We start from the raw sequence: 26,415 nt of genomic DNA, 5'->3' as shown, positions 1-26,415 counted from the left end.
TTGTGATACGTGATAGTATGTTTGGTACTAGGTGTTATTGAAATCGGTACCGAAGTCCGAGCAGGTACGAGCGCTGGTAGAAGTCCCGGCGCACAAGCGTCTGGCCCGATTCCGACTGAAACGGAACGCCTTCGTTCTTCGGGCTTGCGTTTTTGATGTAAACTTCCAGGGGCGTATTGAGCAGGTTATTGGCCTTGGCGAAGCAGCTGAAGCCTTTCCCGAACGTTTTTTCGACAGAAGCGTCCATCTGAACAAACCCCTTCTGCCAGAGGTCATTGTCCACAAACTGCGAAACGGTATTGATCCGGTCGCCGGTGTAATTCAGGGCCAGTTGACCATCCCAGCCGTTCTCCGTATTCTTGTAGAGCATCGACAGGTTGGCTACGTGCGCCGACTGTCCATACAGCGGGCGGGTCTGGTTGACGGTGATGGTTTCAAGATCGCCGGTCTGATTACGAATTCGCTTCGACTTGGCGGTTGTGATCCGGGAGTGCGTATAGGTGTAGTTGGCCTTGATGCCCCACACTTTCAGGTACTTGATGAAGTCAACTTCAAGTCCGTAGTTACTGGCGTTGCCGAAGTTGCCCGGCGAGTAGTACGTATCCTGTCCGCGAATGGCGTCACGCTGCAGGGTGTATTCAATCGGGTTCTGAAGCCGCTTGTAGAAAGCGCCCACCATGAACTGCTCCGAAGGTCGGGGAAAAAATTCGTAGCGCAGGTCGATGTTGTCGGCGATGGCCCGCTTCAGATCCGCGTTGCCCCGCTCCTGGTATTCTTCCTGCACGATGCGATACGGTACGATCTCGAAAAAGCCCGGCCGGTTGATCGACCGGAAGTAAGACGCCCGAAGATTCGTGCGCTCCTGAGGCATGTAGCGGATGTGCAGACTCGGCAGTACGTCGGTGTATACCTGCCGGCCCGTCGGCCGATCTTCGCCAATCTGGAACCGCATCGTATACCCCTGATCGGTGTTTTCAACCCGGACACCACCCACTATCTCCGTTCGCTGCGTCTGGGTTTTAAATTGAACATAGCCCGCCTTGATCACTTCGCTGGCGTCGTAGGTCAGGGCCGTTGCTACGGCACCGCGGGGGTTGATAACGGTCCAGGCAATATCGGCGTAGTTGGCAAAATCGGTGCCGTAGCGGGCCAGCAGATTCGTTGGCCGCAGTTGGTAGTTGTTGTAGAAATTAGCCCGCTGCTTGTCGCGGTATAAACCGCCCGCCATCCAGTCGATGGCAATGCCTGCGATGGACGTCGTGTAGGTCAGGTTGAGGTAACCAGCCAGATCGCGGTCGGAATTATGCTCCCACCGGCGCGTTGCATTACCAACCGTCGTACGGGTCTCGACGTTGTTCCTGCGTTCGCCCAGCAGGGGGATCGTCGTGTTGTCGGGTACGTCGTTCGTAGCTTCTGAATACACCGCCGACCATTGCAGCCGCAGGGCATCCTGTAGTTTGTGTTCCCCCTGAAGCGTACTGGTATAAATCTGCTGCTTGGTCAGCCGCGACCGCGTCGAGTACCCCAGCGTCGCATTACCCAGTTCCGGGTCATAGCCGCCGATGGTCAACTGAGTCGATTTGGTATCCCGGACCTGCGCATTGGTCAGGCTCATGATAGCATTGTACCACTGCAGCTTGTGCCGCGGGCTGAGCCGATAATCCAGCTTGGCGTGGATACCGTAGCGGGTTTGCTGCTCAGAATACAACCGTTCGTTCTGTTCCGTCAGCGTCACGCCCCGCAACGTATCGACCGTTTCGAAATCGAAGAACAGGCTATTGCTGCCCCGGTACGTATTCTGATAACTACCGGCCAGGATCACCCCCAGCTTCCGGTTGAAGAACCGGTTGCCGATCGACAGGCCCCCAAGCAGGTTGGGTGCCGGCCGACTGTTGGTATAGGTCGACGTAGCCTTTGAGAAATCGGTAGCCGTCGCGTTGTACTGATTTCCGAAGCGTTCGTAGGGTGATTGGCTGCTTACCTGTCCGGTCTGGAACCGCATAAAATCCCGGTCGAAAAACAGCTCGCTGAAACCCGTCGAGAGGTTGGCCATAATGGATGGGCTATCCGGCGCATCCTTCATGACCATGTTGACAGCCCCGCCGATGGCATCGCCCTCCATGCTGGGCGTGAGGGCTTTGTAAACCTCCAGCCGGTCGAGCAGCTCGGAAGGGAAGATATCAAGCGGGACGTAGCGGTAGCGGTTGTCAGGACTCGGAATCTTGACGCCGTTGACCAGCGTGTAGTTATAGCGCTTGTCCATACCGCGCAGGATGGCGTACTGGCCGTCGCCGTTGCTGTTTCGCTCGATTGAAATCCCGGAAACGCGTTGAATTACATTCGCTACGGTAAGATCGGGCGAAAGCTGGATGGTTTTGCCCGACACAATGTTCATAACCTGGTTGGCATTCCGTTCCAGGTTACGGGCCGTGTTGTCGCTGGCACCGTCGCGCCTGGCAACGATCGCTACTTCCTGAAGCATCCGGTCTTCGGCCAGCTCCATTGTAAAGTCGATCGTGAGGGTCTCATCTTTATCGACAGTGATTGACCTGACCAGGGTTTTGTAAGTAAGATAGCTGATTTTGATTCGATACTGCCCCGGGGTCACGTTGCGGACAACGTACGATCCATCCAGCCCCGATACACCATGCAGCCTGTTCCCTTCGAATAGGATGTTCGCCCCGATGACCGGCTCCCCGGTAGCCGATTCGACCACCCGGCCTCTGACCGTAGCCGCCACCGCCTGAAGCGAAACGAAGAGCCCCATCAAGATCAGATATACGTTTTTCATTGCCTGTTACATGTCTTTGCCGGAGGGGCAGTCTACGTGCTGTAGTGGCTGTACCGTTTCGACAGGACAAAGGTCAGATGAAATAGAGGAGGAGACCTATTCAGGGCCGTGAACAAAAAAGCAACAAGGCAACAACGGGCGTTAACAAGCAGGCAACAACGTGAACAAACAAATAATAAACAACTGAATACCAGTGTTATATACCGTTACAGGCCTGCCATTATCTTATTATTAACAAGCTGTTACGCTATTGTTAAGGCGAGCACAAACTCGTTGTGCAAAAAGAAAAAGCCGGAATGCTGTCAGCGCATTCCGGCTAAACAAATTTCCTTTACCTGAAGAACGAACGGGTGGAGTGAAGAGATTGGTATGGATGGGCGATATGGTCTGTGGATAGAACAGAAAGCCTGCTGTGGTTACGTGACATTGTGCATTAACCGTTGTAAATTTCCGGGCTTCTCCGGGCGTAGCCTATACCCCGAAAGGGGTATTTTTTAGTCACCGGTCGCATGTTACTTTCAACCCGATCATATCTCTCCCGTTTCTTATGATTCGTTCGTGGTGGATAGCCCTGTGGCTGCTTATCGCTGCCGCAGCGGGTAAGGCCCAGCCCACTCAGCTCCGGTTTGAACACCTTACGGTCAATCAGGGGCTTTCCAATCATTTGATTTACGCTATGCTCCAGGATAGCTATGGCTTCCTGTGGTTTGCTACGGACAATGGTCTTAATAAATACGACGGCTACACCCTGACTACGTACAAAAAGATTCCCGGCGATACGACCTCACTGGCCGGCAATTCAATACCCCAGCTCATGGAGGACCGGGATGGCAATCTCTGGATTGGCTTAATGGGCCAGGGTATGTGTAAATTCGACCGGCGGACAGAAACATTTACCTGCTACCCGCCATCACCGCTTACACTTCGCCAGGGCAGCATTCATTCGCTTTGCGAAGACCAGGACGGGTTCATCTGGGTCTCCAACGGCCAGGCCGAACTTCGGCGATTCGATAAAAAAACCGGTGCCTATTCCCGCATCAACTATGCTTCCTTGCTGTCCGAACAGTCGGCTGAGGGGAAATCCGTCATTCCGGTTATCAATACCATCTACGGCGACAAAACAGGTACTATCTGGCTTTGCACGGACAGTGGGCTGCATGGCATGCGGGTGAGGTTGACCGGTCCGGGTAAACCTCCGCAGGTCAGTTTGACTACGTACCGTCACGACCCCACTAATCCGCGTAGCTTAAGCCACGATAAAGTGTGGGAAGCCTACGAGGACCGGGCCGGCAGGCTTTGGGTAAGCACTGACAATGGGATCAACCAGTTTGATCGAAAAACGGAGACCTTTATTCATTACCCGTATGGACTGAGCCCTTCTCAAACCATCAATACGTTCACTAACAAGCACTTCCGCCACTTTGCGGAGGATCAGCAGGGGAATCTCTGGTTAGGCTGCGCCAGCGAGGGTCTGTTTCGGTTCGACACAAAACGCAGGCAATTCGACCACATCCGCCACAACCCGGTTGATCGATCCGGCCTAAGTAGCGACTGTGCGCTGTCTTTGCTGGTCGACCGGTCCGGTTTACTATGGGTTGGCACGTACGGCAAAGGCATTGACAAAGTCAATCTTAGCCACCCTTTTCGCCATTACGGGCCACTTCCGTACGATCCCCGTTCGCTGAATAATGAGATTGTTCAGTCCATCCTGGAGGACCGATCGGGCACCGTCTGGATTGGCACCAGCAATGCGTTGAACCGGCTGGATCAGCGAACTGGTCAATTTACACAGTATCGGCACAGCCTCACTGATCCAACGAGTCTGCCTAACTGGAACGCTGAGGCCATGCTTGAAGATCGGGAAGGAAATCTATGGGTGGCCAGCGGGGGCGAACTGGCCCTGTTCAACCCAAAAACAGGAACGTTTAGCTGTTTAACACGACAAACCAAGCGGTATCCAGGGCTGAGTGGCCAGGCAGCGATTCTAGCGCTGTATGAAGATCGACAGGGACTGCTCTGGCTGGGTACGACCTACGGCCTTAAGAGCTTCAACCCTAAAACAGGTCAGGTCGTTTATTACGCCCCTCGGCAAAAAAACGGGATCAGCGACACTCACATTACGTCTATACTGGAAGACGACCGGGGTAACTTGTGGATTGGTACCGTGAGCGTTGCGTTGAATCGGTTAGACCGAAAAACGGGTCGTTTCACCTACTACCGACCCGATCGGCACAAGCCCGGCAGCATCACGTCGGATGGCGTTCCCTGCATCACTCAGGATTCAAAAGGAAACCTATGGTTTGGCACTCTGGGTGGCGGCCTCTGCCGGTTCGACTACCAGACAGAAACATTTCAGGCGTTTACACAAGCTAACGGGCTGGGCGACAACACCATCTTTTCTATCACTGAAGACAGCCAGGGGTATCTCTGGCTGGCCACCACAAAAGGGCTTTCCCGGTTTTCGGCTAATCGCACGACCTTTTCCAATTACGATGTCAACGACGGACTACAAAGCAATGGCTTTCGACAGGCTCATTGCAAAACAAAAGACGGTACATTATACTTTGGAGGCAATAACGGCTTTACTACGTTTAATCCTCGCCAGCTGACCATCAACCGGCACGTTCCTCCACTGGCTATAACTCAGATTAAGTTATTCGACACTCCGCTACCCGGCAAAACAGGCACCGATCCCGTTGAGCTGACCTACGACCAGAATTTTCTTTCCTTTGAGTTTGCTGCGATGGATTATACAAACCCGGCTAAAAATCAGTACGCTTACAAACTGGACGGGCTTGAGCCAGACTGGGTACACAGCGGTTCGCGCCGGTACGTCAGCTACACCAACCTGGCCCCTGGTACGTACGTATTTCGGGTCAAAGGGTCAAACAACGATGGCGTTTGGAACGATAAAGGCGTGGCTTTGCGGGTTATCATCCACCCGCCCTGGTGGCAAACCACCTGGTTCAGGCTCCTGGCCGGCCTGCTGTTGGTATTACTGGCGGTCGTATCCATCCGACTTTATACCCGCGCCCGGCTCCGTCGGCAACGGACGAATTTGAAACGGGTGTTGCAGGCCCAGGAAGAAGAACGCCAACGGCTGGCGGCCGATCTCCACGATGATTTAGGCGCAACGCTATCGGTCATCAAAGGGCAGTTGCAAACCCTTCATCGACCGCACGACGAGCTGGAAGGCCCCATCCAACTCATGAAGAAAGCCATCGCTGACCTGCGCCATATCGCTCATCATCTCATGCCACCCGAGTTTGTCAAGCTTGGGCTGACCGAAGCCATCCGTGAAATTGTCAGGCGGGTCGAAGCAGGTTCCAAGATTCAATTTCTGTTTATTACGTTCGGCGACGAACGGCGCCTGGATCACGAAACCGAACTGACCATCTACCGCATTGCCGTCGAACTCATCAGCAATGCCATTAAACACGCCCAGGCCCGTACTATTACGGTACAATTGATTTTTTATCCGCAACACGTATCTTTATTGGTCGAGGATGATGGCCAGGGATACGCTGTGGCAGCCAGGAACGGACAAGCCGGAATTGGCCTGCGTAACATTCACTCCCGGGCGGCTTACCTGCAGTCGAAACTGGTAGTCGACTCTGGAGAAGCCGGCACGACCATCACCCTCGACGTGCCGTATTAATACCCAGATTATGGTTTCCGGGATCAAGCCCACTACCGTTCTTATTGCCGACGATCATCAGTTGTTCAACGATGGGCTGCGCAACCTGCTCACCTTTGACGGTACGCCCTTCCGGGTTGTCGAGCAGGTGTACACCGGGGCCGATGTCGTACCGGCCATTCATACCTGGCGACCGGATGTGGTGCTGCTGGATATCAATCTCCCGCAGCGTACCGGCCTCGACATTGCGCGGCAGATTGTGCGGGAATTTCCGGACGTTCGGGTGATTATCGTGTCAATGTATAGCTACCAGAAGTTTGTGGAAGAACTGAAAGTTATTGGTGTAGCGGGCTACCTCCTGAAAAGTGCCTCTCAGCAGGAGTTAATCACCTGCCTGGACCGTGTTGGGCAGGGTGGCACTTACTTCGACATACGGTTGGGCGGCAAAGCCGGCGATCTGCACCTGGAGGATGACTTTGTCAAACGCTTCAAGCTATCGCCCCGCGAACTGGAGATCATCGTCCTGATGAAACATGGTTTGACAACGAGCGAAATTGCCCAGCGCCTGTTTCTGTCCGAAGAAACCGTGAAGACGCACCGAAAGAACATTTATTATAAACTAGACATCAACAGCCTGGCTGAACTGATCCGGTTTGCCAATGAACAGGGGCTCTAAACGGCCGGCCTATCCGGTTTAAAGTACGTTTAAGCGGTTCATCAATTCGGCTTTGTTTGCGCGGCTGATTGGGATTACTTTATTGGCAATCAGCAGGTTGTTCTCTTCAATATCGACGATCTTATCCAGGTGTACGATATACGAGCGGTGTACCCGGAGAAACTCCCGGCCCAGCTTTTCTTCCAGCGATTTCATGGTAGTATACACCACAACGGCCTGGGTGTTCGTGATGATTTTGACGTAATCTCCCATGTTCTCGATGTATGAAATCGTCTCGTAGGGAATGCGGATGTAGCGACCGTCGGTCTTGACGTAAATTTCCCTGCGGGGGTTGATCGGCGGCTGAACGGGTTTCCTGTGGTCGCTCAAGTCCAGTACTTTTTCGACGGCGAGGTTAAACCGGGGGAGGGCGATAGGCTTTTTCAGATAATCCGCAACCTGGTACTGAAACGCATCAAAGGCGTATTCGGTCTTTGTTGTGGTTAAGACAACCAGCGGAGTTGTCGGGAGCCGTTCCAGCAGGTCGAAACCGGATAACCCCGGCATTTCGACATCCAGCCAGATCAGGTCTATCTCCTGCTCCGTCAGTACCCTGAGTGCTTCATCGGCCTGTTCACAGACCGCTACCAGTGCCAGCGATTCGTGTTGCTCACAAAGCCGCTGCAGCGACTTTCGGGCCATTAGCTCGTCGTCAACGATGATGCATTTGAGGATCATATCAACTGGTTAGGTAGCGTTGCCACTGGGCCTCAATCAAAGATTTTTTACTTGTCAACTCGGAGTAGAAGCTACGCCAGAGCGTCTGAACCTCAACGCCATCCGGATGTTCTGATGCCATTTCTTCTAACCGTGCCATCATTTTTTCGAGCGTTGGGAGGCCTACCATTCGCAGCGTAGGTTTCAGCTTGTGCGCCAGTTGGCGAACGGCTGTCCATTGCTGCTCACGGATCAGCGGTTCAAAGGCGTCGAACTCCGGCAGAATCTGTTCCAGAAATGTCTGAAACATATCGGCCGCGTACTCCGCATCGTCGCCGTAGAGGTCGATGAGCTGCTGCTGGTCCAGCGCGGTCAGGTCTATGGTCTCCGGGGTCGCGCTGGCTTTTTCCAGTGCGTATTTCTGAAGCAGTTCCAGGAGCGTTGCGGGGTAGAATGGCTTACCCAGAAAGTCGTTCATACCGGTTGCATGCAGGCTCTCGCGATGGTCCAGCATGGCCGAAGCCGACAACGCAACGATAGGAACCTGCTGGTTTGGATTGGGCGAGGCCCGAATCGCCCTGGTTGCTTCGTAGCCGTCCAGAACGGGCATCTGGATATCCATCAGAATAAGATCAAACCGGGTGTGCCGGGCAACGTCTACCGCTTCCTGGCCATTTTTAGCTACCTGATACGTTACCCCCCATTTGGTGAGCAGGGCACTGATGTACCGCTGGTTCATCAGATTGTCTTCTACCACCAGCACGCTCATTTGGCCGACGAGGGCGGCTGAGTCTGCCGTTCCCGACTGGCTATTTACACTATTCATTACGTAGGGCAGTGAAACGGTAAACACAGTGCCCTGCCCTATCGTACTCTGCACACCAATCTGACCGCCCTGCATATCAACCAGTCGTTTGGCGATGGTCAGGCCGATACCCACGCCTTTGTGCCTGAGCTCCAGGTGACTCACCTGCTGAAATTTCTCAAAAATCTGCCCGCGTTTATCGTCCGGAATGCCCATGCCGGTATCGGCTACGGCAAACTCAATCCAGGCTTTATTACCTTCCAGCTTCTGTAGCCGGACCGAAAGCCGGATCATTCCCTCTTCGGTAAATTTTTCGGCGTTGCTCAGCAGGGTATTCAGAATCTGGCGTAAGATTGCCCCGTCGCCGATGAAGCTTTCTGACAGACCAGGCTCGATGGCCAGCTCAAAGCGAACCGACGAATTCGTCAGCTTTTCCCTGAATTCATGCCCCAGGGTTTTGAGCAAATCGATCAGGCTGAACGGCTCGGGGCGAATGTCAATCCGCCCGGCATCAATCCTGGCCATGGTCAGCAAATCGGAAACCAGTTCATACAGCAAGTCGGCCGACGACCTCACCATGTCGAGGTATTCCTGTTGCTGGGCAGACGGCGACGTATCATACAGCAGGTTGGTCATGCCGATGATGGCGTTGAGGGGCGTCCGAATTTCATGGCTCATGTTCGCCAGAAACTGATTTTCAGCGATTCGGGCCTCTTCCGCCAGACGCCGGGCTTTCTCCAGCTCCTGTTCCAGTTGTTTACGTTCAGAAAGGTTGTAGTGAATGCCGATGGAGCCGACAACCTGCCCTTTTTCGTTCAGGATCGGCACACCACTGACGAGCGCCCAGATGGTATGCCCGTCTTTATGCAGCAGCGGTAACTCGTAGGAACTCGACAGACCATGTTTCCGCTTTTCCTGCTCTTTCTCAAGCACATCAGCGTCTCCTGGCTTCAAGAACAGTTCACCCGCATTTTTCCCGAGCAGCTCATCCTCGCGGTAGCCAATCATCTGACAGAACCGGTCATAGGCCCGAACAATGATCTGGTCGTTGTCTACTTCCAGTAGGCCCAGATCCATGTTATTCATGATGCCGCGGTATTTTTCCTCGCTTTTTCGCAGCTGATCAAGGCTGGCTGTTACCTGAATCAACTGTTCGTTGAGCAGGGTAAGCTCTTTCGTGCGTTGCTCCAGCATGGTCTCAGCCTGCATACGAGCAGCCCGCTCCTGCGCGGCCAAGACGGCTACCGTATCAAGCTTCTTACGATTCATGATTGATGGACGAGTGAAGTAGTGATGAGGTGTATGATCCGGTTTACTAAAGTTTAACCACTATCCCATAACTGCATAAAAATAGTGGCAAAACACCACACTATAAACGACTACTACGTTATTAGTTCAGATTTTTATTTAATACTAAATTCAGTTTAGTAACAATCTCCTTTCGGCGGAAATCCTACCAAAAAACGGCTGAAACCTGCATTTCATCGAAAACGCCCGACCGGGGGTGATCAGTCAACGTACCTTTAGGTCATCCTTTCGGGGCGATCACCATGAGAAAACGAGGCTACCGACCGAGGTTCGGGCGTATGGCCTCAAAAGCAACATCACTACATCAGTCGCTGCGGGCAATTCGTATACCGAAGGCCGGTCTGACAGCCAGATGAGTGCTTGTTAAACAAAGTGTTACCCACCGTTCACTTGAATCGGGGCTGCTGTGATCGTTACGATTGCAGTGGCCCTTTGTGTATGCGGGCAGGTCTAGCCTGGCCATCCAGTACGTGCAGCCCGTGCACAGCACCTGTACGGACCGCTACACAAACCCGGCGGCTATCAGCCAGGCGGCAGGTTGGCTACTTCGTCGGCCAGAAACTGCTGGAACCGCTCCTGTAGGCCGCGATAGTAGGCAAGGAATTTTTCTCCTTCGGCCGTCAGCACGGCCCCCCCGCCTTTATCGCCCCCCGTTTGTGTGACTACCAAAGGCGCATCGGCCTGCTTATTCATGGATTGGACTAAGTCCCAGGCCCGTTTGTACGACATCCGCATGGCTTTGGCAGCCCGGTTGATCGAGCCCGTCTGCTGGATATGGCCCAGCAGTTCCATTCGGCCAATGCCAAAAAACCGCTCGGTCGCATCGTCCGACATGGTTTCAAGCCAGATGCGGCCGTTAAGGCGAAGTGTATTCATGCTGACAACTAAATCGGTTCTGACCGGCTAAGATAAAAGCTTCCCTTTATCGGTCGCTACACAAACCGCTGAATGTACCCCGACAGCGACTCACCCTCGGCCAGACCCAGTTTTTTACGAAGCCGGTAGCGCGACACCCGCAGGCTATCGGGCGAAATGGCCAGCATCGTGGCCACGTCGGCCGAGTTCATATTCATCTTTAGCAGGGCGATCAGCCGCAGGTCGGTAGCGGTCAGATCGGGGAAGTGGCGCGTCAGGTTACTGAAGAAGTTGGGATGGACCTGATCGAACGTAGTACGGAAGTCGTTCCAGTTTTTATCCTGGCTGAAGCTTTGTCCAATCTTCTGAACCAGTTGTTTGAGTTGCTTGCGCTGGTCCCGCTTGTCGTCTTTCAGAATCGTATTGAGGTCGCTCTTCAGGTCCTCCAGTACCTGATTTTTCTGGATCAGGTGCAGGGTGTGCGAGGTTAGTTCTTTCCCTTTCAGTTCCAGCTGGTACCGCAGGTTTTCTTCGGCCAGTTGTTTGTTGGTCAGCTCGGCCTGCATCAATTCGTTCTGGGTGCGGAAGATCTCCTGGTTCTGCTGGTTCAGCGCCTGTTCGTTTTGGATCTTGAGCCGCTGCCGGCTGATGACCACCGCCCCCAGCACACCGATCAACACCAGCACCAGCACCGCCGTTACGGTCAGGATGACGTTGATTCGCTTTTCGGCGCTCAGTTGAGCAATTTCGCTGTCTTTCTGCTCCACTTCATACAGCGTTTGCAGCAGGGCAATCTGCCGGTTATTATCCGTCGCATAAATCTGGTCGGTCAGGTCGTGGCTTAGTTCGAAGTAATGATAGGCGCTATCATGCCGGTTCATCAACTGGTAGGTTTTGCCCAGATCACGGTAGGCACCATTCAGCTGGTACCGCTCGCCTTTCTGCCCCGCCAGGTTTTTCACCTGATAATATATGTTCAGCGCCTGCGGGTAGCGGCCGGTTTTCCGGTACAGATCCCCGAGGTTATTGACGATTTCCAGCCGCCCGATCTCGTCGCGGCTCTGATCGCTCATGCTCAGGGCTTTCTGGTAGTAGTACCGGGCCGAATCATACTGCGCCCGATCCTCGTAGATACTCCCCAGGTTCTCGTAAATCTTCGACAGTCCCGACGGGTCTTTTACGGCCTGGTAGTTGGCCAGGGCCAGTCGCTGGTAGCGGAACGCCTGGTTAAGATCCCCTCCTTTTTCGTAGAGGTGCCCGATGTTGCCGTACGTCCGGGCCATGCCCTGCCGGCTGCGAATTTGCTGGTAGAGGGTCAGTGCTTCGTCAAACTGTTTACGGGCCAGGCTGCTCTGCCGATTGTAATAATACACTGTACCCAGTTCGTTCAGATTGCGGGCCAGCCGGTCGGGTACGTTGGCCGTCCGGAATAGTTTCTGGGCCTGCAACAGGTAGTTGATCGCCTGCGAATAGTTGCCCTGGTGGTAAAAAAGCAGTCCCAGCTGCTGCAGGTTGTCTCCCTCGGCAATCCGGTCGTTCTCGGCCGTAGCCTTTGCCAGCGCCTGTTTGATCACCAGGTACGCTGAATCCGGACGTTGACGCGCCAGCTGGTCAATACCCGATACAACCGGCCCGGCTGTGGTCGCCTGCGCATTACCCGGCCTGGCTTCGGTAAGCCACATCGCCAGGATAAACCAGCAGGCGACAGGCACCCTGATTACCAGATGATCTGCCGAAAAATATAGGCAAAAGGGTCGCATTGTACATTAATTCACCGCATGAAGATAAGTAGTCGCCGGGATTTGGTACGTGAAGTTTTTGTGAAGTCAACGCCGTTGAGCGGTAACCGGCGTGGCGAAACGCTGGCTGGAAATTTGATAATTCTCAGATGCAATAGACTTCAATGCGGTTCGCATCCCTTAATTTTACAATACGGCCTTCGTTACAGGCGAGCCCAATTGCTATTCATGTATTGTATGAAAAATCTGGCTTTTCTCTTTTTGCTCGTTGTCGGTTCAGCGGCTATGGCTCAGCGGCAGGCAACGCAGCAGACGTATTGCAACCCGATGGACATCAGCTACCGGTATAATTTCGAGCAGTTGAACGAGAGAATTTCGTACCGTTCTGGTGCCGATCCGGTCATCATCAACCACAAATCGGGAGGCCGCCCCGGCGAGTATTACCTCTTCGTAACGATTCAGGGTGGCTGGTGGCACTCCAAAAATCTGGTCGACTGGGAGTACATTGTCCCCAACAAGTGGCCGATGGAAGACATGTGCGCCCCGGCGGCTCTGTCGGTTCGCGATACGCTGTATCTGTTTCAGTCGACGTTTGAACAGCGGCCTATATTCATTTCTACCGAGCCCGAAAAAGGGAAGCTGATCTTTTATAACCGCTGGATGCCCCGGCTGCCGAAAGACATCGGTCCCTGGGACCCGGCGCTCTTCCACGATCCTGACACGGATAAGTGGTACATGTACTGGGGGTCGTCGAATGTGTACCCCATCTTTGGCGCTGAACTCGACAAAAGCCGGAACCTGACCTACGCCGGCAATAATCCGGCCCAGGCCTACAAAGCTATGTTCTGGCTTGATCCGTATCAGCACGGCTGGGAACGGTTCGGTCCGAACCATTCCGACCCGATCAAGCCCTTCACGGAGGGCGCCTGGATGACCAAGCACAACGGTAAATATTACCTGCAGTACGGTGCACCCGGCACGGAGTACAACGTTTACGGCAACGGAACCTACGTCGGCAAAGACCCCCTTGGCCCGTTCGAGTACGCGCCCTACAATCCGGTGGCGTACAAACCCGGCGGCTACGCAACGGGCTGCGGTCACGGCAATACGTTTCAGGATAACTTCGGTAATTACTGGAACACCGGCACAACCTGGATCGGCGTCAACTGGGGCATGGAACGGCGGATTGTGATGAACCCGGCAGGTTTCGACGAAGATGACCAGATGTATGTCAATACCCGTTTCGGCGACTTTCCGCATTTCCTTCCCACCAAAAAAGTGGATACCCGCCCTGGACTGGGCCGCCCTGGATTGGGCCGCCCTGGATCGGGCCAGTCAGGTGACGAGCTGTTTACGGGCTGGATGCTGCTGAACTACAAAAAACCCGTGACGGCGTCGTCGATGACGGACACGATGCGGGCCGAACTGGTGAACGACGAAAATCCACGCACGTTCTGGGCCTCAACCAAGAACAAACCCGGCGAAACTCTGACTGTTGATTTGCAGCAGGAGTGCGACATCCGGGCGGTACAGGTGAATTACTTCGACTACAAGCAAACCATTTTCGACTCCGATTCGTCGGTGTATACCCAGTTCAAAATCCTGACCTCCCGCGACGGCAAGAAGTGGGACGTAGCCGCCGACCTGACCAAGGAGCCCAAGCGCGACCATGCCTGTGCTTACGTCGAGCTACCGCTGCGGGCCGACGGTAAGCCTATCCGCGCCCGCTACGTTCGCTATGAGCACGTGTACGTTGCCGGACCAACGGTAGCCATCAATGGGCTCCGTATCTTTGGGAACGGCAGCGGGAAAGCTCCCGCAACACCCGGCAAACTGACCGTTAAACGCCAGAAAGACCAGCGTAACGCCGATCTCGCGTGGGAAAAGGTACCCGGAGCCGTGGGCTATAACATCCGCTGGGGCATTGCACCTGACAAGCTGTATCAGACGTATCAGTTCTGGAACGACCAGCCTAACACATTCGAGCTGCGGGCGCTCAACGTCGGGGTGCCGTACTATTTCGCCATCGAAGCCTTCAACGAAAACGGCGTATCGATCCTCAGTACCGTGGTGGACGATCAGTCGGGACTGGCCAAAAAGTAAGTTTGGCACGCGAACGGATCAAAACACCGGTCCGTTCGCGTTTCTCACTACGTATTTTGTTCGGAATCCAATCACCTTATGCCGTTCACGTTCCGCAACGACCAGCCCGACGTAGCCATTGCCGTGTTGCGCGAGGTTGGACAATGGCTCATCGACAGTCAGCAAACCCTGTGGGAAATCGACACGCTTACCGCCGACAACCTGATCGATACCTACACCGAGGGTAATCTTTACGTCATGTACAAAGACGACGAGCCGGCTGCGGTGTTCATTCTTCAGTGGGAAGATCCACTGTACTACGGCGACGTGCCGGCAGGTACAGCCGGGTTCATTCATAAACTGGCGATTCGGCGGCCGTTTGCCGGACAGGGCCTGTTCGCACCCATCATCGAGTTCTGCAAACGGCTCTGCCGGGACCGGGGCATTCGGGAGATTCAGCTGGAAACCGACGCAACCCGACCCGCCCTGATGCAGTTCTATGAACGGAACGAGTTTCAGCCGACGTACCAGCGACCGGTCCAGGAGTTTGGCCAGACGTTTCTGTGCCAGTATTACGTACTCCGGTTTTAGGTCGTCGACCGGACCGGCTGGTGGACTGACCACCGCCTTTTTACAATCATCAACATGTTCAATGACCGCCGGTTACTGCTGATTTACACCATCGTTCTTATTGATGTCATTGTCGGCTCGGCCATTGGACCGATCATGCCGGAGTTTGTCAAGGGCCTGCCCAACCCGCAGTTGTGGCTCTCGGCCGGTACCGCCCTGTTTCTGGGGATGCAGTTGTTCTCGGCTCCGCTGCTGGGCAAACTCGCCGATGGCTACGGTCGACGGCCCATTGTCATCATCTCGGCCATCGGTACGTTTGTGGCCGATTGTCTGCTGCTGCCCGTCCGGGTTGGTTTCTACTTTGCCAATCGGCTGAGCGACGGCACCACCAACGGCATGTACGCGGCTGTCCGCTCGGCCATCACCGACATTTCGCCCAAAGATCAATTGTTCAAAAATCTTGGTATCGAAGGGGCGATCATATCGCTCGGGTTTGTGGTGGGGCCCATGGCGTCGGGGCTGCTGCTGACCACCTTCGACGTAGTGCCTAAAGACCAGGCAGCTTACGTAACGATCATGGCCGTTTCGCTGTCGGCCATCAACATGCTGCTGAGTTGGGGCTTCCGCGAAACCCATGCCAATCCGCCCGGGATAAGTCGCCAGGTGCTTAAAGGGGAGTTGATCAACGCCCTGAATGTGCAGCGGCTGTGGGCTCGCCTTGTCGAAAAAAGCCGACGCTACCACGGGCTCAAACAACTGGTGCTGATGCAGCTGGCCTTGACTTTCAGCACCGGCTATTACAACTATTTCGTGGCGTATCTGAGCGTTGGTCAGTTGCGTATGGACGCTAAGGACATCTCCTACACCTTCATCTATTTTGGCCTGCTGAGCATTGTAATCAACTACATTTTTTACACCTACATCGCCGACCGCATCAACCAGCGCCGGGCTATCTTCTGGTTTGCCCTGCTGGGTACACCAACCCTGGCGGCTTACGGACTGGTCGGTACGTCGGAGGTGATGTTCTACGTCGTGCTCACGATTGACTGTCTGACCCTATCGCTGATTCAGGGCCTGATTGAGGGATTGATGGCGCAACTCACCACCGACGAAGACCGGGGCGAAATTTTCGGCATCAATCAGGCGATGCAGGGATTAGGCAGTTTCGCTACGACGCTTGTTTTTGGCGCCATTTCGCTGATCGACCTGCGGTTACCGTTCGCGTGGTTTACCGGTTGCCTGATGCTGCTGACCTGGCTGGCCGCCCGGCAGATGCAGAAGACGTTCGTTAAACAAATTACCTGATAGCACTCCTTTTTACGTTCCTCCGGAGGCTTGCCTAACCAGTCTTGTAACGCTTTATAAGACCGTAATGCCTGTTGCGCTTTTTCAACTCCAGATCATGCAGCCGCTCGTTTTGTATTCCCTGCTGCTGGTAGATCACATGAACAAGCGGCAAGCGATACCGTTGTCTACGTTCTTCTCCGATGCGGAGCAAAACGCAGTTGAGTATATTGTGAGCGATAGTCCTTTGAATGATAGCTATTACATTCCGCCTGACGCTCCCCAGCGCATTGGCGCGTATCAGAAAATATACCAGGATGAGCGAACGAGTATATACGCCCATCAACACTAATTGACCTGCAAACTATCTGACCACAAACCTGCCTAACAACCCTGACCGGTATGCGCCCCTCACGTTTCGTTACTATACTGGTTTTGCTTGCGTTGAGTTGCCAGCCCGATCAGCCACCGGCCGAGCCACCGCAGTACAACGTCCCAACGGACCTTGAACCGTTTGTTCAGGCGTTTCGGAACGAGGCCCGGCAACGCGGCCAATCCGTTGCGATCGACAACTTGATCATCCGGTTCGGGGCTGTTTCAGAGCAGGATGTGTGCGGAGAATGTCGGCTTCAGGCCGGTAAAACGCCTGTTATTACGTTCAGCAACGACCCGCTCTGCTGGCAGCAGATGAATGCGCAGGAACGCGAATGCCTGGTGTTTCACGAACTGGGGCACTGCGTGTTGAAGCGGCTGCATAAGACGGACCGCTTCCCGAACGGTGCCTTCGTGAGTCTTATGAATCTCAACGATGTCAGCGTGTATGCAACCTGCCGATACGCCATCGGCAACGACGACTGCGACAAACGACCGCGCCGGTCGTACTACATCGATGAACTGTTCGATCCCAGCACACCGGCACCGCCCTGGGCAAAGTGAGTTGTTGCCTTACTGCACCCGGATCTGTTGAACGCTGACCACCGGCTGGCCATCGGTAGTTACGCCCTGGATGACCACCCGCAGGGTACGTACGATGTCGGATGTGGGAAACGCCAGCATAGCCCGCCCCTGCCGATCCGTCTGCACAATGGGCTTCCAGTAAAGGACATCCCGCCGGTCGATGGGCGACAGATCCGTAGCCATAGGTGGATCGGCAGGCAGGTCGTAGCGCGGTACGTAGAATTCACGTTGTACGGAGGGAAATCCGAACAACCTCAGCGGCTGAGCCGAGGCCAATGTCGACGCGCTGGCTTGCCCCGGCCGCGAACGTTTGGTATAGAACGCAATGACCCCATTGCCGCCCCGAACGCCATAAATAGCGGTTGAGCCGCCATTTTTCAGAACTTCGATCCGTTCGATATCGCCCGGGTTGAAGCTGAGCAATTCGGTCCCACCGTCGCCCGTAACCGGCGTCCCATCGATCAGGAACAACGGCTGATTACTCAACGTAAAGCTGCCAATGCCCCGAATGATGACCGAATAGCCGGCTCCCGCCGATAGTGACTGGGTTTGCGAAACCGTTACGCCGGGCACCTGCCCCCGGAGCATTTCGTACAGGTTGGGATAGCGTGGCGAATTGTCGTCGAACAGAATGGTCGCGTCGGCGGACCCGTGCAGGCTCCGTTGTTTAATATCATCGGGACGGTCTTCAATTTTCCGGGCCCGGACCACTACCTCTTTCAACTGCCTGGCAGTTTTGTCGCGATACGTACCGGGGTCCGCCCCCTGGCGCAGCCGGGCCGCTTCGAGCTGCGACCGAAGGGTTGACCAGTCGGCTACAGTATCGCCCCCGGCTACAGGCCAATCCTTACCAACCCGCTCCAGAATGAGCCTCGCGTCCTTGGCGGGCAATGTCTTTAATTGACGGTCGGTAAGTTGAGCCACGACGCTCATCGTGTCCGAAAAAACCAGACCACCCACCCGAAAACGGCCCTGCTCATCGGCTCCGGCCGAGCGCACAAAGGCCTGCCCCGGCCTGGTGGAGGCAATAACGACCTGCGTACCCGGCAGCGGCTGCCCTTTGGCCGAAACAACCCGACCTACGACCGAAATTCCTCCGGGTTCCTGCCCGATCGGCGGAGGGCTACTGACCCGTCGCCAGCCCTGGGTCAGCAACAGGTCATCCAGTGCCCGGCGCGTATCGGCCGATGAATCCCGAAAATAAAATCCAGGCTGTTCCACCCGGCCGCGCAGATCGCCCGTCAGCAACAGATGCGCCCGGATGTCGGCCGCGGCCGTGTCGTCGGGAATCTGGGCAGCGTCCGTAATGGAGGCTGACAAAGCCGCAACGGCCGGCAAATCGGCATCGTCGGTTAGTTTCAGATTGAGTACCAGCCGTTCTCTTGGCTGATAGCGACTTTTGTCCGTCGTTAGCTGCACCTGAATGGGCGGCAGCCGCTCGGGTACGAACACCAGCCGCTCAGCCTGCGCTTTGGCCTGCTCGTTGATTAGCGTAATCTGGGTAAGGCCGGGCGGGAGCGTCGCTGCGGGCACCACCAGTCGGGCCTGTCCCTGCTGCAACTGTACTTTCTGGCTGTACACCAGTTGCCCCCGGTTCTGCATCAGGATGTACACTGGCTCGGCCGCGTGGCTGCTGGTTCCGGCAATCTGCACCGTGAGCCGACTACTGTCATTGGCCATAAAAGCCGTCAGTACTAACCCATCCGGCTCAACCGGCGGCAAGGGTACGTGTCGGGTTGACGTTGCCGACAGAATCTCCGCCCGGTACGTCTGCCCCAGTGCGGGCGTGATGGCTACGCTGCCCATGCCTAACCGGTTGGTCGTAAACCGGACCACTTCACGCCCGGTTGTGTCCAGAATTCGGCCCGTAACGGCTTGCCCGTGCCCATCGGCACCAACTACTTTGATGCCCACGCGGGTTAGTAGCCCAGCCGCCCAGCGCCCACCTTCGGGCAAAAACTGAACATCCGGTGGTGTAGCCAGGCTTGTAGGGATACCTGATACGTTCGGGTTCATCATCAGGTTATAAACCGCCACCGACCGCTCAAAGGCAGGGCGATGCTGTACATCGTCTTCGTCGGTATACGCCCGTAATCGATACGTACCGGTCGCGAGCGAATCCGACAGGCGAACCGTACCGACTGCCCGGCCATCGACAATACGTAGCCATTGGTGCTGAACGACTTTACCGTTTGGCATGAGCAGATCGACCTGGAGAGCCACTTCGCCGACGGGCAGGCGTTGCGTTGCAGCATCGAGCAGATAAGCACTGAACCAGATCCGGTCGCCGGTCGCGTAGAACGGCTTATCGATGTGCAGGAATGCGCCCGGTGCCAGCGTCCGAAACTGCTCGTTAAACCGCTCGGTCAACCGACCCAGCCGGGCATCGGGCGGAAGCAGTTGTCCCTGAGCAAGCTCCGTGGGCTGGGCAGTTCCTGCCGACTCCGGTTTCTCCGGTTGCCAGTCGGCGGGCAGCAGCGTCGACAGCCGGTCGTCGGCCAGCGAACCCTGAATTTCCATCCCCTGTGGCGACGTCACCCACCCATCAACGGTAATGTCCATCTGCCGGTTGGGCAGCCAGAGTTGCGAATAGGCGTAACGGGCATCCCGGTAAGGCGAGTACGGCGACGTATCTTTGGTATAAAAAATAGCCAGCGGCATCGACGATACCAGCCGACGCTCGAACGGCAGCTGCCCGGGTTGGATAAGCTCGTTCAGTTTAAGCGGTAACAGGTGCCGATTAACTTCCCGATACAGCGACGCAGGGCCGTTGATTGTCAGAAGGGGCAGGTTTGGATTCTCCTGGTAGACCAGAAAGCCTTCCTGCTCGTACGTTCCGGCCACCAGACTGGCCATCAGATGCCGCAGCGATCCTTCGTAAGCCCGCATCCGGTTACGCCGGTACCGGGTAGCCTGTCGTTCGTCGGTGGCGGGCAGTTCCTCAAAACGGGATGAGCCCCCGTAGTACACGTGGCGCTGCCGCGTATCAAAATGAATAAGATCGTACTGCAGTCGGTAGCCAAGCGCCTGGTTTTCAATAACCAGCGGCTCAGTGGCAGTAGCTTTCAGATGGCCATTTTCTTCGGTGAAACGAACGGCGTATTCGTTGGTGATGACGCATTGGCTGGCAAACGGCTGCCCCAGCAGTTCCTGCCGAAATCGCCGGAACTGGCGCTGCCATTCCTTGTCGGTCCGACGGGCTTTAACCGTTACGTCCGACAGCACCTGACCGGTGCTTTTCAGGTCGAACGCGACCATCAGGGGCTGATTGTTCGTGAGCCGGATGGTACGTCGTATGGTTTCGTAGCCCACGTAGGAGGCTACCAGTTCGACGGTGCCCAGCGGCAGGTTTGACAGTTGGTACCTCCCCTGCTCGTCGGTTGTTGTGCCGCGTGTACTGGCGTTCAGGTATACGTTGGCGAATGGCAGAGGTTTACCCGTAGCGGCATCGGTAACGCGGCCCGACGCGGTGCCGGTAGGAGTCTGGGCATACGTGCGCTGGTAAAGCCCACTCAGGAGCCAGACTACCAATGTTATCACGAATCCGAAGCCTCGCATACCCACAGAATTCCTTTGATTTACAAAGGCTTCGGGCTCCCCATTTTACTGTTTAAACGCTCTTACACCTCCTCCAGCTGCTCCATGGAAAAGGCAACGGCGCGTTCGGCGAACAGCGCTTTGGTAGCGGCCCAGGTGGTGCGGAACAGCTCGCTCTGGCGGTAATTTTCCAGCGCATCCGGCGATTCCCACAGGCTATAGGTGATGCGTACGTTCGGATGATCCCAGTCGCGGAGGAGTTCAAGATGTTCGCAGCCCGGAAAAGCCCGGATTTGCGCCTTCGAATTATCAAAAATCTGGTGAAAGTCAGGCAGCTTGTCGTCCTGAAAGGTCATGCGAACAAGGCGGATGAGCATACGGCGGTACTAAAAGTCGATAAAACACTGGAGTAAATACATTCCCCAATCCCCGGGTTCGACGATTGGGGAATAATTCACCGGTTACACTAATTCCAGCTCTTCAAGCTGCTGGTTGATAAACGAAAGCTCATCGGCCGACAGCTTCAGATCGATGGCTTTGGCGTTCTGCGTGGCCTGCTCCGCATTACGTGCCCCAACCAACGCCACGGTGATGCCCGGCCGGTCGATGGTCCAGCGAATAACGAGCTGGCTCAGCGACACGTTTTTTTCGTCGGCCAGGGGCTTGATCCGTTGCAGGAAGTCGTTGGTTTCCGCAATGTTCGCTTCTTTAAAGAATCGGTAATTAGCCCGGTGATCGCCCTCCGAAAACTGGTGGCCCGGCTTAATCTTTCCCGTCAGTAAGCCGCGTTCCATGGGGCTGTAAGCCAGAATTGATTTTTTGTGCTCAATACAATACGGCACGAGTTCGTCTTCGATACCCCGGTTAATCATGCTGAACGGCACCTGATTGGCTACCAGTTTCAGCACGGTTTCGGCCTGCTGCATCTGAGCGACGTTATAATTGCTGACGCCCGCCTGCCGGATTTTGCCCTGCTCGATCAGCCGTAGCACGGCCTCCATACTTTCTTCAATGGGCGTGGTTTTATTAGGCCAGTGCATCTGGTACAGATCGATGTAATCCGTTCCCAGCCGCTTCAGACTGTCTTCGCATTCTTTGATAATGCTTTCTTTACCCGCGTACCGGTAAATGTCGATATCGTTGCCGGCGTTGTCTTTGCTTTTGAAGGCAAAATCGCCCTGCGTCAGATCCCAGCGCATCCCGTACTTGGTCAGGATCTGTACCTTGTCGCGGGGAATGTCTTTGATGGCTTCCCCCACAATTTCCTCGCTGGCACCCTGGCCATAAACAGGGGCCGTATCGATGGAGGTTACGCCCAGGTCATAGCTGGCCCGGATGGCGTTGACGGCATCGCTGCGCTCGGTACCGCCCCACATCCAGCCCCCGGCGGCCCAGGCCCCAAACGTAATGGCCGATACGCGCAGATCAGACTCTCCCAAATTTCTGTATTCCATGTTGCTGTTTAACTAACCAGTTGTTCAGAGTAAAAGCTGTAACGCCCTTCTTTTGTTGCAAAAATGGGGGCATAAACGACCTCGGCTATTTCAGATTTTTTTCAACAGGGTTTGAAGGCCTTGTGTAGACTCCTGCTGAGTGTCCATGGCATTGTAAAAGCGCGTCGTAATACTAAGGAATCCGGCGACCAAAGGAAAGTTGATGTCGACCACTACCCAACAAAAAACCAGCCTGTTGGACAACAGGCTGGTTTTTTGCGTTTAACAAACCGGTATAAGCCAATCACCGGGGCGGTCGTTTCACCTGCGGCCGGGTCGATGGAATGGCGTAGCGCGTTTCCTTTTTGACCGTCCAGTCCGGTAGTTTGCGGGCCAGTTCGTACGCCGTGTCCTCTTCCACCTCAATCAGCAGCGTTTTCCGGCCCGAATCCAGCACCTGCGACGCATCCCGAATAAGTCGAAGATCGTCTAACGGAAAGGGTGGCGTTCCCTTGAAGTTCAATATGTATCGAGCCTGAGCCATATCCCTGATATCTATCTGGTTACGAATCGTCTGCATAGGTAGCAAACAAACTTTAGACAAACAACATCCCGGTCCCCTCAAAAGTTGGCCCGAAGCCAAGCGACTGCACATTCGCGGCCAGCAGCCGGATCATAGCCTCGGCGCGGGCCGCGTTCCGGGGCAGGCTCAGAATAGCCGGCTCAGCCGAGAGCAACCGGGCTGCTATGCCCGCAGCCATGGGGCAGGCCATAGACGTACCGCTGAAGGGAGCGTACCCGCCCGGCACCGACGATACGATGCCGACGCCCGGCGCAATAAAGTCAACTTCGGGACCAACGTTGGAAAATGCTGCTACGAAATTCTTTTTATCGGTACCGTACGGAGCCGCTACGTTCGGCGCGTCCGTCGTGTTGGCCGGAAACGTACCTTTCCGTCCCATTGCGCCCACGGCCAGCGACAGGGAAAACGAAGCCGGAAAACTCACCGGCTCGCGGCCATCGTTGCCGGTAGCCACAAAACAAACGGTTCCGTTCTCGTGCGCAAACGTGATGGCATCTTCGGTGGCGTCGTCGGGCGAACCACCGCCGAGACTCATGTTAATGATGTCGCAGCCATCCGCTACGGCCTGCTCAATGGCTTTGATGATCGCAAAGTTCGATGCACCCTCGCTGCCCCGTCCGAAGACCCGGTAGACGTACAGATCAACCTCCGGTGCTACGCCCCGCACACCCGTTGGGGGTGTTCCGCGGGCGGCAATGATGCCCGCTACGTGGGTACCGTGTTCGTCAACGTCGGCAAAATCGGTTGGTTCATCGCCCGTTACGGTGCTGGCGCCCCCGGCAATCACCAGATCCGGGTGTGGCCCCGTTCCGGTATCAATCACGCCAACTTTCACCCCTCGTCCGGCGGGTTCGCCTTCCGGCACCATTGGGTAAAAAAAGCCTTTGGCATCCGGTACGTCGAGCTTAACCGGCTGGAGTTGCAGCACGTCGTTGTTTTTCAGAGTGATGTTCTTCCGCCAGAGACTCCACAAGCCGGCTTTTGGATACACAAAAAACTGCTCAAGTTTCCGATTACCCACACTCCTGAACCGCACCACCCCCTGCGCATCCGACGTAGCCTGCTCGCCTTCGCGCTGCTCAAAATCCGTAAACGCCACCACGATAGCGCCCGCTACCGGCCGGTTCGTTCTGGCTTCCGTCAGCCGGATACGTATGGTTACCTGGGGCTGGTTCGCCAGCGGGGTAGGTTTCCGGCGAACTTCGTACCGCCACCGCTGCGGAAAGTAAAACACCTCCGGCACAATCCGCAGCCCTGGCAGCTGCGCCCGGAGCTCGGGCAGTTCGCTTTCAGCCAGCCGGATCAGTTTGGCTCCTGTGGTGCCGGTCGTATCCAGAACCACGGCCTGGTTGGTCAGATCGCCGTCCAGTACGTCGTCCAGTTGCGTATTCACAGTCAGTTTGGCCAGCGTAGAGAGGGTGGTCGATGTTGGTTCCCCAGCCGGAAAGCGTACGCCCGTTCTGGGCAATAGAATGTAATTCTGATACGTGCGTTTAGCCATGTCAAAACGTCTGATAGATTACAGGTAATGTTGCCTTTTCTTCGTTCCGGATCAATTAGTACTGGGCTAAGTAAACACTCAGTCGTATTCAGAACGAAACCATGATCGGAGTGTATACATACCTCAACTCATCTGGACAGGCCTTTGCTTTTATGTAAACAACAAAAAACCCCGTCCGGCTACGAACGGGGTAAGGATTTAGGACCAACTTTCAATTAATTCATCGAAACGGTACGCACGGGTTCAACCGGCGTTTTGGTGGACAGGGTAATGTTCTTCGTAATGGTTTCAACGCCGTTGGTCACTTCAACGAGGTAGTCGCCATCGGGCAGTTCGCTCACATTCAGTTTTACGCGGAGCGTTGCTTCTTTTTTGCCGACGTGCTGGCTGTACAGCACCGTACCGTCGGCTTCTTTCAGCCGGATGTCGACGTGTCCGCCGGACGCTTTATCGACGATGACGTTCAAGCGAGTGCCGTCAACGGACGAAAACATACCTACCTGGTAGGTTGCGGGAGCCGTCGGGCGGGTCGGCGCTTTGATCTCAACGGGATTGGCGAAGGTGGCTGTGCTTAAAGCAAGAGCAAGAGCGAAGGTGTTAATGAGCGTTTTCATCGTATTTGTTGTGTAAGAAGGTTGAACATCAGTTGTTGAAATGGATCAATCTTTTTCTGCCTGATTGATGAATCAAAGGTAGAAGCAAAACCGGGTACCTTGCATTACAAACTACCGGGACGGTTACCAGACTTGATAAACGGACGAAAGTCTGTATGCATGAGCGAACGGTCTACGGGTCATCTTGCGTTGTATGGCCATTGACGCACTCAAACTCAGATATACATGCTGCCATCAACCGCCATCAATGGCCCTTTTTTCCGCGTTCCTGCCATCTTTGCCTCAATCCATACGGTTGTGGCGGCAGAGAGCACCCGACACGGGGGGGTTAGCCAGTGGCCGTTTGCTTCCCTCAACCTCGGCATCAACACGGCCGACGATCCGGCCCATGTCGACGAAAATCGCCGACGCTTTTTCGACGCGCTGGGTGTCGACCCGGACCGGTTCGCTTCGTCACACCAGGTCCACGGCACAGAGGTCCTGACCGTTACCGGGCCGGGCCGCTATGAAGGCTACGATGCTTTGATTACCAATGAGCCGAATACGTTTCTGGGCGTAACCGTTGCCGACTGCGTTCCTATTCTGGTATATGATCAGGAAAACCAGGCCGTTGCTGCCATTCACGCCGGCTGGCGGGGGACCGTAGGGGGCATCGTTGTTAAAACCCTGGAAGCCATGCAAACCGCATTCGGTACAAAAGGCAGTACCTGCTACGCGTACGTGGGCACCTGCATCGACGAAACAGCTTTTGAAGTTGGCCCCGAGGTGGCCGAGCAGTTTGCCGCCGAGTTCAAGCGGATTGATCCTTATACGGAGAAGATCTACATTAACCTGAAATCGGCCAATACCAAGCCGCTCGTCGACTTCGGAATACCTACGGCGCAGATCAGTATTTCTACGTTCTCGACGGTGCTGAACAATGACGATTATTACTCATTCCGCGCTGAAAAAGGACAGACTGGCCGAATGCTCGCAGTAATTGGTCTGCGGAGCTAAAACAAATTTAAAATACGCTGGTTGTATAGGTGTTTTCAAACATGTTTCACTCAACGTTATACAATCATGGGTATCTTAGTTTCAATCCTGGTAGGTGCCATTGCCGGCTGGCTGGCTGACCTCGTCTTCAAACGCTTTTCGTTCTCACTGCTGGTTGAAATCCTGCTTGGTATCGCCGGTGGTTTTGTAGGTGGCTGGATCTTCGGCCGCTCATCTGGTCTTCTGGACAATATTCTGACGTCGTTCGTTGGTGCTGTTATTATTCTCGGTATTGCCGCGCTGATAAAAGGCTCTCGCCGGACGGTGTAGATAAAGACGCATAAAAGGAGGAGGGAGTAAGGGAAGAATGGA

Annotated in this window: 20 protein-coding genes; 9 read left to right on the top strand and 11 right to left on the bottom strand. The window is 55.1% G+C overall.

The genetic code is table 11. The annotated features are described in order from the left end of the window. Positions 1-34: 34 nt before the first annotated feature. Positions 35-2,791 (bottom strand): TonB-dependent receptor, encoded by a 2,757-nt coding sequence (locus DYU11_RS06385; protein ID WP_119666830.1) that lies wholly within the window; start codon positions 2,789-2,791, stop codon positions 35-37. 547 nt (positions 2,792-3,338) lie between these two features. On the opposite strand from DYU11_RS06385, the gene DYU11_RS06380 reads away from it, so the two are divergent. After that, on the top strand, positions 3,339-6,449 hold the full coding sequence (locus DYU11_RS06380; protein ID WP_229365718.1) for a sensor histidine kinase: 3,111 nt from the start codon (positions 3,339-3,341) through the stop codon (positions 6,447-6,449). A gap of 10 nt (positions 6,450-6,459) precedes the next feature. After that, entirely contained in the window at positions 6,460-7,104 is a 645-nt protein-coding gene (locus DYU11_RS06375) for a response regulator (protein WP_119666828.1), read from the top strand. A gap of 18 nt (positions 7,105-7,122) precedes the next feature. Here the strand turns inward: DYU11_RS06375 and DYU11_RS06370 are convergent, their stop codons facing one another. From DYU11_RS06370 to DYU11_RS06355, 4 genes are all read right to left on the bottom strand, one after another. After that, positions 7,123-7,821, bottom strand: coding sequence for a LytR/AlgR family response regulator transcription factor (locus tag DYU11_RS06370; RefSeq protein WP_119666827.1), 699 nt, complete (start codon positions 7,819-7,821; stop codon positions 7,123-7,125). Between the two features lies 1 nt (position 7,822). Next, complete coding sequence (locus DYU11_RS06365) at positions 7,823-9,874, bottom strand: response regulator (RefSeq protein ID WP_119666826.1); 2,052 nt, start codon at positions 9,872-9,874, stop codon at positions 7,823-7,825. Positions 9,875-10,435: 561 nt separating this feature from the next. Beyond that, positions 10,436-10,789, bottom strand: coding sequence for a winged helix-turn-helix domain-containing protein (locus DYU11_RS06360; RefSeq protein ID WP_119666825.1), 354 nt, complete (start codon positions 10,787-10,789; stop codon positions 10,436-10,438). Positions 10,790-10,845: 56 nt separating this feature from the next. Then, positions 10,846-12,480, bottom strand: a complete 1,635-nt coding sequence (locus tag DYU11_RS06355; RefSeq protein ID WP_229365717.1) for a tetratricopeptide repeat protein — start codon at positions 12,478-12,480, stop codon at positions 10,846-10,848. A gap of 264 nt (positions 12,481-12,744) precedes the next feature. Between DYU11_RS06355 and DYU11_RS06350 the strand changes: the two genes are divergently transcribed. The 5 genes from DYU11_RS06350 (at position 12,745) to DYU11_RS06330 (ending at position 17,379) form a co-directional block, all read left to right on the top strand. Then, entirely contained in the window at positions 12,745-14,610 is a 1,866-nt protein-coding gene (locus DYU11_RS06350) for a family 43 glycosylhydrolase (RefSeq protein ID WP_119666823.1), read from the top strand. Between the two features lie 78 nt (positions 14,611-14,688). Continuing rightward, positions 14,689-15,180, top strand: coding sequence for a GNAT family N-acetyltransferase (locus DYU11_RS06345; protein WP_119666822.1), 492 nt, complete (start codon positions 14,689-14,691; stop codon positions 15,178-15,180). Positions 15,181-15,234: 54 nt separating this feature from the next. Further along, on the top strand, positions 15,235-16,464 hold the full coding sequence (locus tag DYU11_RS06340; protein WP_119666821.1) for an MFS transporter: 1,230 nt from the start codon (positions 15,235-15,237) through the stop codon (positions 16,462-16,464). Positions 16,465-16,561: 97 nt separating this feature from the next. Further along, positions 16,562-16,795 carry a hypothetical protein gene (locus tag DYU11_RS06335; protein WP_158600224.1) on the top strand — a complete coding sequence of 78 codons (234 nt, stop codon included), beginning with the start codon at positions 16,562-16,564 and terminating at the stop codon, positions 16,793-16,795. Positions 16,796-16,845: 50 nt separating this feature from the next. Next, complete coding sequence (locus tag DYU11_RS06330) at positions 16,846-17,379, top strand: putative metallopeptidase (RefSeq protein WP_119666819.1); 534 nt, start codon at positions 16,846-16,848, stop codon at positions 17,377-17,379. A gap of 9 nt (positions 17,380-17,388) precedes the next feature. On the opposite strand, the gene DYU11_RS06325 is transcribed toward DYU11_RS06330, so the two are convergent. From DYU11_RS06325 to DYU11_RS06300, 6 genes are all read right to left on the bottom strand, one after another. Further along, positions 17,389-20,940, bottom strand: coding sequence for a carboxypeptidase-like regulatory domain-containing protein (locus tag DYU11_RS06325; RefSeq protein WP_229365716.1), 3,552 nt, complete (start codon positions 20,938-20,940; stop codon positions 17,389-17,391). Positions 20,941-21,020: 80 nt separating this feature from the next. Next, on the bottom strand, positions 21,021-21,314 hold the full coding sequence (locus DYU11_RS06320; protein WP_119666817.1) for a putative quinol monooxygenase: 294 nt from the start codon (positions 21,312-21,314) through the stop codon (positions 21,021-21,023). A gap of 84 nt (positions 21,315-21,398) precedes the next feature. Further along, complete coding sequence (locus DYU11_RS06315; protein WP_119666816.1) at positions 21,399-22,391, bottom strand: aldo/keto reductase; 993 nt, start codon at positions 22,389-22,391, stop codon at positions 21,399-21,401. Between the two features lie 283 nt (positions 22,392-22,674). After that, positions 22,675-22,950: a hypothetical protein gene (locus DYU11_RS06310; RefSeq protein WP_147367892.1), complete on the bottom strand. Its 276-nt coding sequence runs from the start codon at positions 22,948-22,950 to the stop codon at positions 22,675-22,677. 16 nt (positions 22,951-22,966) lie between these two features. Further along, the gene (locus DYU11_RS06305) at positions 22,967-24,454 is read right to left on the bottom strand and encodes a S8 family serine peptidase (protein ID WP_119666814.1); all 1,488 of its coding nucleotides are present in this window, start codon (positions 24,452-24,454) and stop codon (positions 22,967-22,969) included. Between the two features lie 215 nt (positions 24,455-24,669). Further along, positions 24,670-25,068: a T9SS type A sorting domain-containing protein gene (locus DYU11_RS06300; protein WP_119666813.1), complete on the bottom strand. Its 399-nt coding sequence runs from the start codon at positions 25,066-25,068 to the stop codon at positions 24,670-24,672. A gap of 225 nt (positions 25,069-25,293) precedes the next feature. Here DYU11_RS06300 and pgeF point away from each other — a divergent pair, with 225 nt between their 5' ends. Together pgeF and DYU11_RS06290 are read left to right on the top strand one after the other, a co-directional pair. Further along, entirely contained in the window at positions 25,294-26,064 is a 771-nt protein-coding gene (gene pgeF / locus DYU11_RS06295; protein ID WP_119666812.1) for a peptidoglycan editing factor PgeF, read from the top strand. A 66-nt stretch (positions 26,065-26,130) separates the two neighbouring features. After that, entirely contained in the window at positions 26,131-26,373 is a 243-nt protein-coding gene (locus DYU11_RS06290; RefSeq protein WP_119666811.1) for a GlsB/YeaQ/YmgE family stress response membrane protein, read from the top strand. The last annotated feature ends 42 nt before the right edge of the window (positions 26,374-26,415 follow it).

Origin of the sequence: Fibrisoma montanum (assembly GCF_003583365.1) — a bacterium.
In the GTDB taxonomy this organism is placed as follows: domain Bacteria; phylum Bacteroidota; class Bacteroidia; order Cytophagales; family Spirosomataceae; genus Fibrisoma; species Fibrisoma montanum.
The sequence above is the reverse complement of the archived record's forward strand: the minus strand, read 5'-3'. Positions and strand labels throughout refer to the sequence as shown.

Excerpts from the sequence above, each read along its gene's own strand:
- DYU11_RS06385 (WP_119666830.1), bottom strand. The coding sequence starts at position 2,791 with ATGAAAAACGTATATCTGATCTTGATGGGGCTCTTCGTTTCGCTTCAG.
- DYU11_RS06380 (WP_229365718.1), top strand. The coding sequence starts at position 3,339 with ATGATTCGTTCGTGGTGGATAGCCCTGTGGCTGCTTATCGCTGCCGCA.
- DYU11_RS06375 (WP_119666828.1), top strand. The coding sequence starts at position 6,460 with ATGGTTTCCGGGATCAAGCCCACTACCGTTCTTATTGCCGACGATCAT.
- DYU11_RS06370 (WP_119666827.1), bottom strand. The coding sequence starts at position 7,821 with ATGATCCTCAAATGCATCATCGTTGACGACGAGCTAATGGCCCGAAAG.
- DYU11_RS06365 (WP_119666826.1), bottom strand. The coding sequence starts at position 9,874 with ATGAATCGTAAGAAGCTTGATACGGTAGCCGTCTTGGCCGCGCAGGAG.
- DYU11_RS06360 (WP_119666825.1), bottom strand. The coding sequence starts at position 10,789 with ATGAATACACTTCGCCTTAACGGCCGCATCTGGCTTGAAACCATGTCG.
- DYU11_RS06350 (WP_119666823.1), top strand. The coding sequence starts at position 12,745 with ATGAAAAATCTGGCTTTTCTCTTTTTGCTCGTTGTCGGTTCAGCGGCT.
- DYU11_RS06345 (WP_119666822.1), top strand. The coding sequence starts at position 14,689 with ATGCCGTTCACGTTCCGCAACGACCAGCCCGACGTAGCCATTGCCGTG.
- DYU11_RS06340 (WP_119666821.1), top strand. The coding sequence starts at position 15,235 with ATGTTCAATGACCGCCGGTTACTGCTGATTTACACCATCGTTCTTATT.
- DYU11_RS06335 (WP_158600224.1), top strand. The coding sequence starts at position 16,562 with ATGCAGCCGCTCGTTTTGTATTCCCTGCTGCTGGTAGATCACATGAAC.
- DYU11_RS06330 (WP_119666819.1), top strand. The coding sequence starts at position 16,846 with ATGCGCCCCTCACGTTTCGTTACTATACTGGTTTTGCTTGCGTTGAGT.
- DYU11_RS06320 (WP_119666817.1), bottom strand. The coding sequence starts at position 21,314 with ATGCTCATCCGCCTTGTTCGCATGACCTTTCAGGACGACAAGCTGCCT.
- DYU11_RS06315 (WP_119666816.1), bottom strand. The coding sequence starts at position 22,391 with ATGGAATACAGAAATTTGGGAGAGTCTGATCTGCGCGTATCGGCCATT.
- DYU11_RS06310 (WP_147367892.1), bottom strand. The coding sequence starts at position 22,950 with ATGCAGACGATTCGTAACCAGATAGATATCAGGGATATGGCTCAGGCT.
- DYU11_RS06305 (WP_119666814.1), bottom strand. The coding sequence starts at position 24,454 with ATGGCTAAACGCACGTATCAGAATTACATTCTATTGCCCAGAACGGGC.
- DYU11_RS06300 (WP_119666813.1), bottom strand. The coding sequence starts at position 25,068 with ATGAAAACGCTCATTAACACCTTCGCTCTTGCTCTTGCTTTAAGCACA.
- pgeF (WP_119666812.1), top strand. The coding sequence starts at position 25,294 with ATGCTGCCATCAACCGCCATCAATGGCCCTTTTTTCCGCGTTCCTGCC.
- DYU11_RS06290 (WP_119666811.1), top strand. The coding sequence starts at position 26,131 with ATGGGTATCTTAGTTTCAATCCTGGTAGGTGCCATTGCCGGCTGGCTG.